18 protein-coding genes are annotated in these 14,696 nt (G+C 45.8%); all 18 read right to left on the bottom strand.

All coding sequences use genetic code 11. From position 1 onward, the window contains the following. Nucleotides 1-582, bottom strand: a 582-nt coding sequence (fliM, locus tag AC5V8P_RS15150) for a flagellar motor switch protein FliM (protein ID WP_495473705.1), incomplete at its 3' end; no start/stop codon positions are given. Between the two features lie 43 nt (nt 583-625). Continuing rightward, a complete protein-coding gene (locus tag AC5V8P_RS15145) occupies nt 626-1,099 on the bottom strand; it encodes a flagellar basal body-associated FliL family protein (protein ID WP_013370684.1) in 474 nt (157 codons plus the stop codon). After that, entirely contained in the window at nt 1,096-1,320 is a 225-nt protein-coding gene (locus AC5V8P_RS15140) for a flagellar FlbD family protein (protein WP_007430031.1), read from the bottom strand. The genes AC5V8P_RS15145 and AC5V8P_RS15140 overlap by 4 nt, the downstream gene beginning before the upstream one ends. Before the next feature lie 60 nt (nt 1,321-1,380). Beyond that, entirely contained in the window at nt 1,381-2,190 is an 810-nt protein-coding gene (flgG, locus tag AC5V8P_RS15135; RefSeq protein WP_063208934.1) for a flagellar basal body rod protein FlgG, read from the bottom strand. Between the two features lie 104 nt (nt 2,191-2,294). Next, nucleotides 2,295-2,675, bottom strand: coding sequence for a TIGR02530 family flagellar biosynthesis protein (locus AC5V8P_RS15130; RefSeq protein ID WP_064798104.1), 381 nt, complete (start codon nt 2,673-2,675; stop codon nt 2,295-2,297). After that, on the bottom strand, nt 2,672-3,214 hold the full coding sequence (locus tag AC5V8P_RS15125) for a flagellar hook capping FlgD N-terminal domain-containing protein (RefSeq protein WP_064798105.1): 543 nt from the start codon (nt 3,212-3,214) through the stop codon (nt 2,672-2,674). The genes AC5V8P_RS15130 and AC5V8P_RS15125 overlap by 4 nt, the downstream gene beginning before the upstream one ends. Nucleotides 3,215-3,233: 19 nt before the next feature. Beyond that, nucleotides 3,234-4,688, bottom strand: a complete 1,455-nt coding sequence (locus AC5V8P_RS15120; protein WP_063208940.1) for a flagellar hook-length control protein FliK — start codon at nt 4,686-4,688, stop codon at nt 3,234-3,236. Between the two features lie 27 nt (nt 4,689-4,715). Further along, nucleotides 4,716-5,717 (bottom strand): magnesium transporter MgtE N-terminal domain-containing protein, encoded by a 1,002-nt coding sequence (locus AC5V8P_RS15115; protein ID WP_064798106.1) that lies wholly within the window; start codon nt 5,715-5,717, stop codon nt 4,716-4,718. Nucleotides 5,718-5,764: 47 nt separating this feature from the next. Next, on the bottom strand, nt 5,765-6,208 hold the full coding sequence (gene fliJ / locus AC5V8P_RS15110) for a flagellar export protein FliJ (protein ID WP_063208944.1): 444 nt from the start codon (nt 6,206-6,208) through the stop codon (nt 5,765-5,767). 10 nt (nt 6,209-6,218) lie between these two features. Then, a complete protein-coding gene (fliI, locus tag AC5V8P_RS15105; protein ID WP_064798107.1) occupies nt 6,219-7,538 on the bottom strand; it encodes a flagellar protein export ATPase FliI in 1,320 nt (439 codons plus the stop codon). Further along, on the bottom strand, nt 7,525-8,361 hold the full coding sequence (locus tag AC5V8P_RS15100) for a FliH/SctL family protein (RefSeq protein ID WP_063208948.1): 837 nt from the start codon (nt 8,359-8,361) through the stop codon (nt 7,525-7,527). The genes fliI and AC5V8P_RS15100 overlap by 14 nt, the downstream gene beginning before the upstream one ends. After that, the gene (fliG, locus tag AC5V8P_RS15095; protein ID WP_013370674.1) at nt 8,354-9,370 is read right to left on the bottom strand and encodes a flagellar motor switch protein FliG; all 1,017 of its coding nucleotides are present in this window, start codon (nt 9,368-9,370) and stop codon (nt 8,354-8,356) included. The genes AC5V8P_RS15100 and fliG overlap by 8 nt, the downstream gene beginning before the upstream one ends. Nucleotides 9,371-9,381: 11 nt before the next feature. Beyond that, on the bottom strand, nt 9,382-10,965 hold the full coding sequence (gene fliF, locus AC5V8P_RS15090) for a flagellar basal-body MS-ring/collar protein FliF (RefSeq protein ID WP_064798108.1): 1,584 nt from the start codon (nt 10,963-10,965) through the stop codon (nt 9,382-9,384). Between the two features lie 37 nt (nt 10,966-11,002). Continuing rightward, on the bottom strand, nt 11,003-11,317 hold the full coding sequence (gene fliE, locus AC5V8P_RS15085; protein WP_007430020.1) for a flagellar hook-basal body complex protein FliE: 315 nt from the start codon (nt 11,315-11,317) through the stop codon (nt 11,003-11,005). Between the two features lie 39 nt (nt 11,318-11,356). Beyond that, nucleotides 11,357-11,809, bottom strand: a complete 453-nt coding sequence (gene flgC / locus AC5V8P_RS15080; protein WP_063208960.1) for a flagellar basal body rod protein FlgC — start codon at nt 11,807-11,809, stop codon at nt 11,357-11,359. Between the two features lie 6 nt (nt 11,810-11,815). Continuing rightward, on the bottom strand, nt 11,816-12,223 hold the full coding sequence (flgB, locus tag AC5V8P_RS15075) for a flagellar basal body rod protein FlgB (protein ID WP_063208962.1): 408 nt from the start codon (nt 12,221-12,223) through the stop codon (nt 11,816-11,818). Between the two features lie 407 nt (nt 12,224-12,630). Further along, a complete protein-coding gene (hslU, locus tag AC5V8P_RS15070) occupies nt 12,631-14,031 on the bottom strand; it encodes an ATP-dependent protease ATPase subunit HslU (protein ID WP_064798109.1) in 1,401 nt (466 codons plus the stop codon). A gap of 36 nt (nt 14,032-14,067) precedes the next feature. After that, complete coding sequence (gene hslV, locus AC5V8P_RS15065) at nt 14,068-14,610, bottom strand: ATP-dependent protease subunit HslV (RefSeq protein WP_063208966.1); 543 nt, start codon at nt 14,608-14,610, stop codon at nt 14,068-14,070. Nucleotides 14,611-14,696 lie beyond the last annotated feature (86 nt).

Here is a 14,696-nt window from a genome sequence, read left to right as displayed (position 1 = left end):
ATTCGGCGAAACAATCTGCATGAACTGCGGATTCGTTTCCATAGCCTCTAGGCGTGGTTCAATATCCAGTACCGTTTTCCAAGCCTCTTGCAGGCTATCAAAGGTACGGCTGAAAATTCGCTCCATGATCGTCGTCTCGATTTCGGTCAATGCGGTAACCTTGGTTGGTGCCGAACCTGTTCCTCCGAGAAGCCTGTCCAGCATGGCATAAGCTACGTTCGGGTGAACCTCAAGCACCATTCGGCCTTCCAGTGGTTCAGCTTCAAAAATGTTTAATATGGTCATTTTCGGAATGGAGCGAATGAATTCATCATATGGAAGCTGCTCCACCTGAACGACATTAATCTGGACAAAAGTACGAAGCTGTGCTGAAAAATAAGTGGTCAGATACCGTGCAAAGTTCTCGTGTATCCGCGTCAGACTTCGTATATGGTCCTTGGAAAACCTAAGCGCTCTTTTAAAATCATATGCGCGAACTTTCTTTTGGGTCTCTTCCTTTTTGAGTTCTTCCGCATCCATTTCACCGGACGAGAGAGCTGCTAAAAGGGCATCAATTTCCCCTTGTGACAGTACATCCACCAATGTTATTCACCCCCTTACGTGTTCCTGACAAAATCACCTGGAATCAAATGGCTGCCAGCAAAAAGTCTGTAATTTTGGCGTTCCCCAGGTGACCTTCAGGGAGCGACTTATTGATGAGATCCGTCAGCTTGTCACTGAACTGATCCCGGCCTTTAGCCGTTCTGAGCTCATCAGGTTTGGTGTCTGCAAGTAATTGAATAACGATCGGTTTAATACTAATGTCCTTGATTTTTTCAAAGGCTTCTTTTGCTTTGGCATCGTTCAATTGAAAAGCAAGATTCATCTGCACAATGTAATCTGCATCTGCCAAATTCGTTTTGATACCGGTAATTTCAGAGCTTACTTCCACCAATTCATCTGCTGACAATCTTGGAAGTTGTTCTGCTTGAGCGGCTTGCGCATTCGGTATGACTTCCGACTTCTTCCCGCTAAGCGCTGGTATAAGTACAAAGGCCGCGCCTGCAATCAAAGTAATCGCGAGTAAAATTGTAATGAGCCATGGCAGCATCTTCTTCATTCGTCTTCCTCCATTTGTTGCACTTTTATCGTGGCGGCATGGATGCCGATTTCACGGCTGTAATCCTTGATCAAGGAGACGACATCTGCCGCTTTTTCCAATACAATCAACCGTTTCCCCGTCACCAAAGTGACGTATGTATCCGGTGTTTCCTCCACAGTCTCAATGAGCAGCGCATTAAGCCACATAGGCGAGCCGTTCAGCCGCGTTAACGGGATCATCGTAACACCAACCTCCTGATAGGTGCGGAGGAGCCTCTACTCCTCCGCGTTTAAATGAGATTATCGTTTCAAGTTTACAACTTCCTGAAGCACTTCATCCGAAGTCGTAATGATACGTGAGTTCGCTTGGAATCCACGCTGAGCTATGATCATTTCGGTAAATTCCCCAGTCAGATCAACGTTGGACATTTCCAGCTGACCAGAGATGATAGCTCCCAAGCCATCAGTGTTCGCTACTCCTGGCTCAATAGCATCAATGTTGGAGTTCACTGTTGTACGGTACAAACTTCCACCGATTTTTTCCAACCCTTCCGGGTTCGTGACTCTTGCTAATGCAATTTGCTTGTCATTATTAACTTGTCCGTCTTGCAATTGCTGTACAATCGTGCCGTCCTGCGAGACAGAGAACGAAGCAACATTGTCTTCAAGTGTGATTGGAGTTCCACCTCCATCCACTACGAAAAATCCATCGGAGGTCACCAGATTCCGGTTGGCATCCACGTGGAAGTCACCCGCACGAGTCAGGTAAGGGTCTACCTGTGCATCATTCATTTTGACCATGAAAAATCCGTCACCGTTAATCCGCAAATCTGTCGGATTATTGGTGGTCATTGCACTACCTGGAAGATGTAATGTATCAATGGAGCTGACTGATACCCCCAGACCAACCTGCTTGGCATTTTGCCCTGCAGTTGTCGTATCGTTCGGTGCGCTTGCTCCTGAACTTGTCTGGCTCAAAATGTCTTTGAACATCACCCGGCTGGACTTAAAGCCTGTAGTATTTACGTTTGCAATGTTGTTACCGATAACGTCCAGCTTTGTTTGAAAGCCCTTCATGCCCGATACACCTGAATACATTGATCTCAACATTGAGTATAAATCCTCCTCTGATTGGTTGCTTAGTTGACCGCATCAGTCGATCCGCGGCTTTTATGATGGCTTTCCTGATTCGGGCCAGCCATTTCGTATTATTTTTATGAAATAATTACAGCACTATCTATCTGCGTAAATACGTTATCCTCCATGGACTGCTTGTCCATCGCAGTAACAACTGTTCGATTAGGCACACTAACAATCAAGGCCATATCTTGCATTAAAATTAAAGATTCTTTGGCACCTTTGGCAGCAGCCTTATCCACAGCAGAGTTGATTTTTTCCATTTGGTCACTTTTCAATTCTATTCCCCGCTGTTCCAGCCGCTTGGCAGCATGATTGCTGAGCTTGAGCACCTGTTCCTGCAACACCTGACCGAACGGTTTGGTATCCTTTGTTACCGAATTTACTCGGTTTTGAGTGACCGCTGCCGGAGGAACGTTGGTAGGAAAAAGGCGTCCGACCGTTATCCTGTCATTCATGAATTCTCACCGCTTCCGGTGGAGGAAGAAGATGGAGTATCTGAAGTACCTGACGTCTCTGTAGCGGGAGCCGTTGTGCTGGCCTGGCTTACCGATGTTACATCTTTTAATGCCACCTCAGCCGCCCCCATTTTGGCATACTGCACACCGTCGCGAACAACGATGGAATCTACGATTCCACTTTTTACAGTACCTGCGCCTGCTTCACCTGTAAGGGGATCCTTTTTACCTGGCTCAATCCAGCTGACTTCTTTTCCGATCAAACCGGAAGCTGTCCCCAAAGACTGTCCCAAAGCAGTCAACTGCGTAGAAATGTTCATTAGTTGTTCCACCGAGGAAAACTGTGCCATTTGGGCGACAAATTCTTTATCCTCCAAAGGCTGCATGGGATCCTGATTTTGTAGCTGAGTGATCAAAATTTTTAGAAATTGATCTTTCCCCATCGTTTTCGTATCCTTGGCGCTTGCTGTTTTAACATTATTTACATTGTAATTCGGCCAGACGTTACTGGTGGATACATTGTTGTCTGTAGTCGTCATTGTGTTTTCACCTCCATCATTACGCTTGTGCTGTAAAGGAGCCTGTCCGATTCATGTCATCTGCACGTTGTTCTGCTGTCCAGTTACGAAGCTCTTCTGTCATTTCAGCTACCTTCAGAGCATCCTCGCTCTCTTCTCTGCCTCGAGCTTTAGAACGTTGGTTAGATTGCTGCTGCTGATTAGCTCCAGAACCGCGGCCATCCTGATACATATGAGAGGATAGCGACTCATTGTGCGTTACTTCTACTTTATCTACCTGGATGCCTTGGTTTTGAAGGCTTGCACGCAACTGCGACATTTGCTGTTCCAGCAAATCCTTCGCCCCGCTGTGTTCAGTCATGAACTGTGCAACCAAATGTCCGTTTTGCATTGTCAGCTTAACCTCCAGCTGGCCCAGATGATCTGGACGAAGCATGATGGTCGCTTCTGTCAAACCCGTGTGCTTTACAATATCAAGCTTCTGCACTACAAACTCAGTCATTTCCTTGGCAAATTGCCGTACATGTACGACGGGTTGAGCTGGAGCCGAAGGTGTAGTTCCTTGTGTTTGCACCGAAAGCTGCCCTGCTGTCGTGATCACCGGAGTCTGATTATCAGTTGTCGCCGGATCCGCTTGCTCAGCTGCATCTACGAATGTACTTGCTTCATCTGCTGCAGTCGTTTTAACTGCGGACTGAACGAGAAGATTCGTTGATGAACGTTGTCCTTCTGCGCCTTGCTGACTCGTTTCACCTTGACTTGCTTGCTGCTGAGGAGCAACCTGTTTATTTGTAGAAGCTGCAGTTAATGTCTGAGCACCATTTGCCCGTTGTGCAGAAGGCTTAACCGCTTGTGAATCCCCACGATCAGCAAGTTCCACAGCTTTCATTACCCCATTCCACTGTTCATCGGGAATAGCCCCCGTCCCAGCTGTTGCGCTTTGAAGCGATTGTAGTAACTGTGTCACCTTAGCCTTTTGGTCGCCCGAAGCCTGCTCTGCTACATTAGCAAGTTGTGATAAAGCGTCCTGTAGTGCAAACCGAAGAGTTGCAGGATTAGCTGCCAAGGCTGTTAAGCCTGAAGCCTCTGTTGCTTCCACGCCGTCTGCTTGTTGATTTGTTCCATTGCCTTGCAAAAACTGTTGCACTTGCTGAATCCACGATTGCAGAGTTGCAAGCAGAGCAGGATCAGAAATTACCTGATCATCCAACTTTTCGAGATTTTGCAGCAGAGGAGCCAAGGTTTCAACCAGCGGCTCGGTTGGAGCTTCTGCAGATTCTCCGTTTGCAATAAGCGGTAGTACCATAACTAATGGAGAACCATTTGCATCTGTTCCTGCTGAGCCCGTTTGCCCGCCTGTCATCATTTGTGTCAGTGTTTGATTAAAAGCACCTGTGGTTGCTCCAGCAGCCGTGGTTGTACTCGCAGTTGATGCTGTCGTACCGCTAGCTGTTTGACTAGAGCTAAGAGTTACACTTTGAGAAATCAGGGTCATATTTTTTTCACCTCCCTTCAATTCAAACTACTTATTGCCCATCAGTTTATTCAAAATTTTCGCGGTCTGGCCTGCATCCTTGGCAGACATATTTTGCAATAAAGAAGCACGTGTCGAATCATCTACTGTATTTAATATGTTTAATGCCTTATCCGGACTGATTTTGTATGTTTGTAAAATAAGTTCGGCACCACTTTTCTTGTCCATCGACGCAAATGTACTGCTGATTTGAGTGCTTTGCAGACTTTTACTCTTCGTTCCGGCGGTAGCTCCTTGATCCTTTTTCAGACGGGACTGCAACGCAGCTACCGATAAATCCGTAGACGGCGTTACGTTTTTCAGAGCCATCGTAATATCCGCTGCTTTTTTAGCATCCATCTTTTGCAAAATCTTCGCACTGTTAGCAGGGTCCATGTAGCTCAATAGCTGCACAGTCTCTTCCGTAGTCAGGTTCTCCATGATCGGTGCCGCTTTACTTGCCGTCATTCCTTCATACATGCTGGCAAGTTCTCTGGTCTGTTTTACATAAGGATCTTCATTTGTTGTTCCACCTGTAGTTTGCGTACCTGCTTGCCCTTGCTGGCTGATCTGTCCCTGTTGACCCGTCTGCGACTGTTGTCCCTGTTGCGTTTGCAGCGTGTTGACCTGATTCTGAAGTTCAGTAACCTTCTTATCCTGTGTCGTCTTAGCCGTGGTAGCCTTTTTGAGTTCTTCCGTCTGCTTGGCCAAATCTGCTTTTAACTGCTGAATGGTTGCTTCAGAACTTTCAGACTGTGCCTTCTGATCAGCCTCTTTTGTTTGGGTCGCTTTGTCCTTTGGTTCAGGTATCCAATTTTTAACAACTGGAATTTTACTCCCTAACGAAATCATTTCACTTCTGAAGTCCATATTGAACAATGTAAGCAGGACCCCGACCAGAACAATTGTGAAAACAATCGGAATCAGGAAAAACAAAAACCGTTCAAATCCACCGCCTGATTCTTTTTCTAAATCCATATCCAGTTCATTATCTGCTAACTTCTGTGCCATCGTCTTCCTCCTCAGGCAGCTGATATGCGTATCCTATGACGTTCCGCTTACCGGGCTTTCATGGCAAATCGCACGGAAGCCATTTCATCCAGCTCATTCTGCTCGCGCAGGAGCATTTCCTGTTGGAATTTCACGTTGGCCTTCTCTCTTGCTTTCAGCCAAACTTGTTCATCCAGCATTTTATCGGTCAAAACGGTTTGTTTGCTTTGCACATTTTGCTGCGCATATTGAACATCCCTATGCTTGCGTGTAATACATTGATCCAGATGATTGACATAAGCCTGTAATTCCTGAATGCTAGAGAGTGGCGCGCAATCTTCGGCAGCCTTTTGAATGGCTGATATGACCCGATTCCTTTCGCCTATAAGCTGTGTTAATGTCTGCTCCTCAGCCTGCAATTGTCCAACTGCACTGGAAAGCATCCATTCAGCCTGTGACTTTTCGTTCGTTTTCAAGTCTACAACTTTTTGAAAGGAATACTGAAATCTCATCGTTCAACCTTCATCTCCTCGTAAATTCAGAAATCAAACGTTCCCGTACCTCGTCCAGCTCGGACTTTTCATCTGTTCTTTGTCTTGTAAAATCCCATATATCCCGTATGCGCTCCATAGATTCGTCAATTTCTGCATTCGAGCCCTGTTGATAAGCCCCAATATTAATGAGGTCCTCTGAATCTTTGTAAATGGCCATCAAGCGCTTAATATTTTCGGCCGCTTCTATCTGATCTCTGGGTGCAATGTCCTTCATGACCCGACTAATACTTGCTAACACATCAATTGCGGGAAAATGTCCTTTGTTTGCAATCCCACGGTTCAAGACAATGTGTCCATCCAATATCCCACGCACCGCATCCGCGATCGGCTCGTTCATGTCGTCACCATCAACCAGCACTGTATAAAATGCGGTTATGGAGCCAGTAGGACCTGTCCCTGCACGTTCCAGCAGCTTAGGCAGACTAGCAAACACAGAAGGTGTGTATCCTCTCATCGCTGGCGGCTCCCCTACCGCTAAACCAACTTCACGCTGGGCCATCGCATACCGGGTAACTGAATCCATCATCAGCATGACATTCAACCCGCGATCCCGGAAATATTCCGCTATCGTCGTTGCAATAAGTGCACCCTTAATGCGGATCAACGCCGGTTGGTCGGAAGTGGCCACAATAACTACAGAGCGTTCTAGTCCCTCTGGGCCCAAATCACGTTCAATAAAATCCAGCACCTCGCGCCCACGTTCTCCGATCAAGGCAATTACGTTCACATCTGCTTCCGTATTACGGGCAATCATACCCATTAAAGTACTCTTACCTACACCCGAGCCTGCAAAAATACCAACCCGTTGTCCTTTACCAATCGTAAGCAATCCGTCAATTGCACGTACTCCGATACTAATGGGTTCCTGCACACGCGGACGATTCAGTGGATTAGACGGGATATTGAAAGTTGAATATCTCGCCATTCGCGAGGGAATCAGTGATCCGTCCAAAGGCTGACCCAAACCATCCAGCACTTTGCCTAACAACTCCGATCCAACCTGTACATTCAGCGGTTTCCCTGTTCCTACAACATCACAACCAGGACCAATGGATTGTAGTTCCCCAAGTGGCATCAGAAGCACTTTATTGTCTCTGAAGCCAACAACCTCTGCCTGCAATGGCTTGGTCGCTTTGCCAGGATAAATATAACAAACATCCCCGATACTGGCATCAGGACCTTCCGATTCAACCATCAAGCCGATAACCTGTGTAACCTTGCCATTCACCCGAACCGGGTCCAGCTGTCGCAAATGATCCATGTAGCGCTGCGCATTAAGCCCCTTCATGTCTTCGCTCCTCATTTTCATGTGCTAGACGCAGCAGTTCTTTTTTAATCTCAGCTAATTGCGTATCGATTCGCGCATCCACGCTTCCAAAGGAAGAACGGATAACGCAACCGCGATCTTTTACGGTGCCATCCGGAATAATTTGCAGTTCTGCCTGCGAATCGACAGATAACGACAATTCTTCCCGTGCACCTTGCACAAATGCGAAATGCTGAGGCGATACACACAGTGTAATGATTCCTTTTTCTCGCTTACGAGCCAAATTTTTACGAATTAACTCAATCGTATATTCCGGCTCAAGACTGAGCTGTTTTTCAATAACCTTCTCGGCAATTGCACTGCTCAGTTCAACCAGAAAAGGCTCGGCTTCCTGAATCAGTTGTTCCTTAATCTCATAGGCCTGACGCAGAATATCTTGTGCTTCTTCCATCATCTGCTCCGATTTCGTCTGAAGCTCGGCTTCGGCCAACTTCTGGCCTTCTTCATATCCTTGTTGAAATCCATCTGCTTTTATCGACTGAATCAACTGATCGTCATGCTCGCGTCGTTCCTGCCACCAATCTTCAATCTGCTGTTGTGCTTCCTGAAGCATTCGTTCCGCTTCTTCAGCCGCCTCGCGTACCTGACGTTCGGCAAAGTCCTTAGCATCATTCAGCATTTCATCTCGGAGCCGTTCTGCCTCATAATCTCGCTTGGGCTCCGGCTCCGTATATTCGGTTGAAATTTCTTCATCTGTCGTTTCTGGCACATATGTATGTGCCACATCAATCGTTTTCAAAGCCTCTACAGGCACATATTGGAAAGATTTAATCAAGTTAGACAATGATGTCATCTCCTCCGCCGCGTGCGATTATAATCTCACCGGCCTCTTCCAATCTGCGGATCGTTGATACGATACGTGTTTGTGCTTCTTCCACATCACGCAGCCGCACCGGTCCCATGTACTCCATTTCCTCTTTGAAGGTTTCTGCCATACGTTTCGACATATTTCGGAAAATTACATCGCGAACTTCTTCACTGGACACTTTAAGCGCCAATTGCAAGTCTGCATTGTCGATGTCGCGGATAATGCGTTGAATGGACCGGTTGTCCACATTGACGATATCCTCGAATACGAACATTCTTTTCTTGATTTCCTCAGCCAGTTCAGGATCTTGAATTTCAAGCGAGTCGAGAATTGTACGCTCGGTTCCACGGTCTACACCGTTCAAAATCTGAACGATAGACTCGATACCGCCTGCATTCGTGTAATCCTGCGTCGCAGTTGCCGAGAGCTTTTGCTCCAATACTCGTTCCACTTGAGAGATGACTTCCGGAGATGTACTGTCCATGACAGCAACGCGCCGGGCCACATCCGCCTGCTTTTCCTGTGGCAGGGACGATAGAATTGCCGCTGCTTGCTCAAACTGCAAGTATGAAAGCACGAGAGCAATAGTTTGCGGATTCTCATTCTGTATAAAATTCAATATTTGGTTCGGATCAGCCTTACGAGCAAAATCGAAAGGTCTCACCTGTAATGTCGCTGTCAAACGGTTAATGACCTCAACTGCTTTTTGCGATCCGAGCGCTTTTTCCAATATTTCTTTGGCGTAATTAATACCGCCTTGGGAAATGTACTCCTGAGCCAGACAAATTTGATGAAACTCGGCCATAATGGAGTCTTTTTCAATGGCATCGACCTTCCGTACATTAGCAATTTCCAATGTAAGTTGCTCGATCTCTTCATCACGCAAATGCTTGAATATTTGAGCAGATACTTCTGGCCCCATTGTGATCAAAAGAATAGCTGCTTTCTGTCTTCCCGTTAAACCTTGACTGCTTGCCTTTGCCAATGAACTCACCTCTATTCGTCAGCCAGCCATGTACGAAGCAGATTGACGAATTCGTCGGGTTTCTTTTTCGCCAGACTTTCAAGCTGTTTACGCACTTGACTTTCATTTGTCACACTTTCCATTGTAATGGACGGGAATTCCGTCGGCGTTGGCATCAGTTGCAATTCTTCATCCAACTCTTCTTCCTGATTACGACGACTGCGTACGATGAAGAAGATTACACCCGCCAACAGTGCCAGAACTGCAGCTCCGATGCCCCACATCCACGGGTTGGAAGCTGAGAAGAATGTATTGGTACTCGTAGGCGCCGGAGCAGCTTGCGAGAATACTGAAACCTTTTTAGCCAAATCTGCGTCTGTAAAAGTAGTACCGGAATTCGCCAGCGATGCTCTTACAATATTAACCAAAATATTTTGAATTGCTGTCTGAGTTGCAGTATCCAACGTTTGCTGACCTGTTGGTGGTTCAACTGCTACATTAATGGTTAAATCTTTTACAGTGTACGGACTTTGGATTATATCCCTTGCAATCCGGTTAACTTCGTAGTTAATCGTACTTGAGCTCTTATCCGAGCTGGTATTGCCGGAATTGGCTCCCCCAGGGTAACCCGGGACATCCTGCGTTCCTGTCCCTGCAACTCCTCCGGTTTGTCCACTACTACCCGTATAACTTTCCTGAATTTGTTGGGCACTGATTTCAATACCCTTCATTTTCGTTTGGTCAACAGGTGTGACCATTTGTTCCTTGGATGTTACTTTGTCGAAATTCAGTTGGGACATAACCAGCACGTTTACCTTGTCGTCTCCAACAATTTTCGACAAAAATTGTTGAACATTGTTCCTTACATCGCTCTCAAACTTCTTCTGTAGAGCCATGTTTTCCTGAACACCACTCGTGAGTCCACCTTGGCCGCCCTTGGCCGTTGGAATCAACTCATATTCCTTATTGGTGATCGTAATGTTTTCTACTGGCAAATTCGGTACAGCCGTTTTTACCAGGTTAAAATATCCGTCGATTGCCTGCTGAGTGGGAGTAAAGCCAGGTTCGAATTCCATTTGAATCGAAGCAGAGGCTTTGTCCTTTTCTTCAAGTCCGGCAAAAATGTTTTCCTTTGGCATATTAATAACAACTTTGGAGCTTTGGACACCATCCATCCGTTCCAACAGTTGCTGTACTTCGCCGTTCAATGCGTTGTTGTACTTCACATTGAACTCGTTCTCCGTCATGCCAATGGCCGATGAGGACTGATCAAAGGCACTCATGCCAATTGATCCCTTCTGAATCAGGCCTTGAGACCCAACATCTACTTTCGCCTTGTCCGCGTTTGCAGTTGGGACTGAAATTTGTGTTCCACCAGCGTTAAGCTGATACGGTATACCCGCAGAATCGAGATATTTAATGACTCCGGCAGCATCATTTGCATTTAAATCCCGGAAGGCCACTTCATACTCGGTTTTGGTAAACTGCATCGTTAGCACTACAATGGCGATTATGATGAATGCTAATGTCGAAACAAGTAATATCTTCTGTTTTTTGCTGAAATTATTCCAATAACCGGAAATCTTATCCCGATATTGGGCGATTCTCTCGTTCACTCCGTCACCCCATCCGAAACTTTGCTAAACCCTCACTTTACATCTGTGTACGCATGATCTCCTGATAGGCTTCGATCGCTTTGTTTCGGACCTGTGTAGTAAGCTGCAGGGAAAGCAGCGCTTGTTGTGAAGTGATCATGACCTGATCCACATCAACTTTGCCTGCCATGAATTGGTCGGACATCTGGTGTGTAGCGGCTTCCTGCTGCCCTACTTCATTGAGAGCATCCTTTAGGAAGGAACCAAAATCCTTCAAGGATTCGGAAGGCGTCGCTTTCGTCAACTCATTGTTAGGCGATTGAATCTGCTGTATTACCGGTGTCTGTACATTAAACATGGCGTTCTGAATCATGTTTTACTCTCCCTATTAAGTAGTTAGTAGTCCTAAAACTTAGCGACCGATTTCAAGCGCTTTGGAAACCATCGCCTTTGAAGCATTCAGGGCTGTTACATTGGCTTCGTATGAGCGTGTTGCGGAAATCATGTCGACCATTTCTTTCATAATGTCTACATTAGGCATATATACATAGCCATCTTTATCAGCGTCCGGGTGACCCGGATTGTACACTGGCTTCAAAGGTGACTGATCTTCCTGAATTTGAGCAACCTTAACGCCAGCGGCGCTTGTACTGCTTCCTTCCATTTGAGCCTTCAAAACATCGGCAAAGCCAGATTGGTTCGGCTCCAGAACAACCGTTTTTCTTCGATATGGAATTGCTTGTCCATTCTCCACCTTCGCCCGAGTTGTCTCTGCGTTGGCGATGTTGCTCGATATAACGTCCATCCGCAACCGTTGGGCCGTAAGAGCAGACGCACTTATATCAAAACCGTTGTTGATCTTCACCTGGTCCTATCTCCCTTCTACCGCTGTTCTCATCATTTTGATTCGATCATTAATTTCTTGGATGTAGGTATTATATCTTAGTTGATTTTCAGCCATAAGACTCATTTCTCTGTCTATATCTACGTTGTTCATGTTGTTATTCATGACCGAGTACCCATCTTTGATGACCGTGGCATCAGGAATGGAGTTCACAGGTCCTATTTGAAAATGTCTTGAATTGGTTACCTTTCCACGCAGTGGTGTCACATCACCGTCCATTTGCTGCTGAAGCAGTTCTTCAAATGAAACCTCCGAACGCTTAAAATACGGAGTGTCCGCATTGGAAATATTATCAGCCATCACACGTTGTCTAGTATTGGCTGCTTGTACACCTGCTTGAAGCTTTTGAAAGCTTAGATCACCCAGCAGATTCATTTAGCTCCTCCCTCCAGCGTCTACTACAAAGTAAGATTCAATAAAACAAGATTTTTCACTTTTTTTCGACAATAAAATTTCATAATTATACATTTCTTTTAGGTCTTAAGTAGAAAATCTTAACTTTCTGTCATATATTCTAAGTTTCGTAGAGTTGGGACCTAATTACAATAAGAAAAAAGCCCTATCTTTTTTAAAAAAGAGGGCTTTAGATGCATAAATTGTTAAATTTTTCAGGTTTTTTTCAAGAAAATGAATGTTTTCTTAGCACTTTACACCTGTAATAGATTATACGTCCTACTTTTGGAATAGACAGAAAAATCATCAACTTAACCTGTATCTAGGACTAAACGACGGTGCAAGATAGTGTTATTCTGGACCTCACACCCTATTTTTAGACACTCAGTTCATAAAATATACTGACTAAGGTCCCTGTTTTGGGCAATATCCCCCAGCTTCTCACGCACATACTCCGGTGTAATGATCATACGATCCAATGTAAGCTCCGGGGCCTCAAATGACAGGTCCTCCAGCAGCTTCTCTAAGATGGTATGCAAACGCCGGGCGCCAATATTTTCGGTGTTGCGGTTAACAGACTCGGCAATACTAGCAATCTCACGGATCGCTTCCGCAGAAAATTCGACTTCTATTTCCTCGGTACGGAGCAATTCGGTGTATTGCTTGGTCAGCGCATTTTTAGGTTCCGTCAATATCGACACAAACTCATCCAAGGTCAGACTACTTAGTTCCACTCGGATTGGGAAACGGCCTTGAAGCTCAGGGATCAGATCTGATGGTTTAGCTACATGAAAAGCCCCTGCAGCAATAAACAGAATGTAGTCTGTTCTTACTGGGCCGTATTTAGTCATAATGGTAGAGCCCTCGACAATAGGCAAAATATCGCGCTGGACTCCTTCTCTCGACACATCTGGCCCGCTTCCCTTACCTTGACTGGCAATCTTATCTATTTCATCAATAAAGATAATACCGGATTGCTCAGCACGCTTTACAGACTCCTGAATCACATCATCCATATCGATCAACTTGGCTGCTTCATCTTGAATCAGTACCTTGCGAGCCTCCTTGATGGGTAGCTTGCGTTTCTTCGTCCGCTTGGGCAGAAAACTTCCGAACATCTCCTGCATATTCATACCCATTTGTTCATTCCCTTGCCCGGCAAACATATCGAGCATATTGGGTGCGGTATCCTCCACATCAATCTCTATAACATCATCCTCAAGCTTACCGGACAACAGATCAAATTTAACCTTACGTCGCTTCTCTGCCAAGGTTCCGTCCTGTTGGGTTGGTTCTTCTTCTACCGAAGGGCCTGTGTTATTGCCAAACAGCATTTCAAAGGGATTGCGTTGTGATTTATTCGACTTTTCTGCAGGTACAAGGATATTGACAATCCGTTCATTGGCCATATCCTCCGCTTTGTCTTTTACATTCTCTGTTCGTTCCGACTTGACGATACGGATAGAGGTTTCCATCAGATCACGCACCATGGATTCCACATCACGACCGACGTAACCCACTTCTGTAAATTTGGTCGCCTCCACCTTGACAAAAGGAGCCCCTACAAGCCGCGCAAGTCTGCGGGCAATTTCAGTTTTACCCACACCTGTCGGTCCGATCATCAAAATATTTTTAGGCACAATTTCATCCCGAATATCATCCGGTAGCTTACTACGACGATAACGGTTGCGTAAGGCAACAGCCACAGATTTTTTAGCTTCCTTTTGTCCGACAATATACTTATCCAGCTCGGATACCACTTGTCTGGGCGTCAACGATTGATTATTCATTTTGCATTCCTCCACCCTTGAATACTCAGAGCCGACTTACAATTCTTCCACAATAATCTGACTGTTCGTATACACACATATTTCTGAAGCAACCTCTAGCGCTTCCCTTGCCATGTCCTTTGCTTCCATACCATCGCCATGACGTTTGAAAGCACGGGCAGCTGCCAATGCAAAGTTACCACCTGAGCCAATGGCCAGCACATCATCGTCTGGTTCAATAATTTCTCCGCCTCCAGAAATGAGCAGCATCCCGGTTGTATCCATCACAATCATCAACGCTTCCAACTTGCGTAAGACACGATCCTGCCGCCAGTCCTTGGCCAGTTCTACAGCAGCCCGTTGAAGATTACCATGATGTTCCTCCAGCTTATTTTCAAACTTTTCAAACAATGTGATAGCATCAGCCACCGAACCCGCAAATCCCGCCACGACCTGACCACGATACAATCTACGTACTTTTTTAGCCGTTTGCTTCATCACAACACTGTTGCCGAACGTTACCTGCCCATCACCCGCAATAGCTCCTTTGCCATTATGGCGTACAGCACAGATGGTGGTAGCATGAAAGGACATATCCATAACGCGCTCCTCCTTTTCCTTCATCCTTATGCCTGTACTTCTGTTGACATAACTCCCGTTTGGTTAACATAAGCACGCAAACTTTC

This window comes from Paenibacillus sp. N119s (assembly GCF_059447605.1).
Note: the sequence above shows the minus strand (reverse complement) of the source record. Positions and strands in the feature narration are given on the sequence as shown.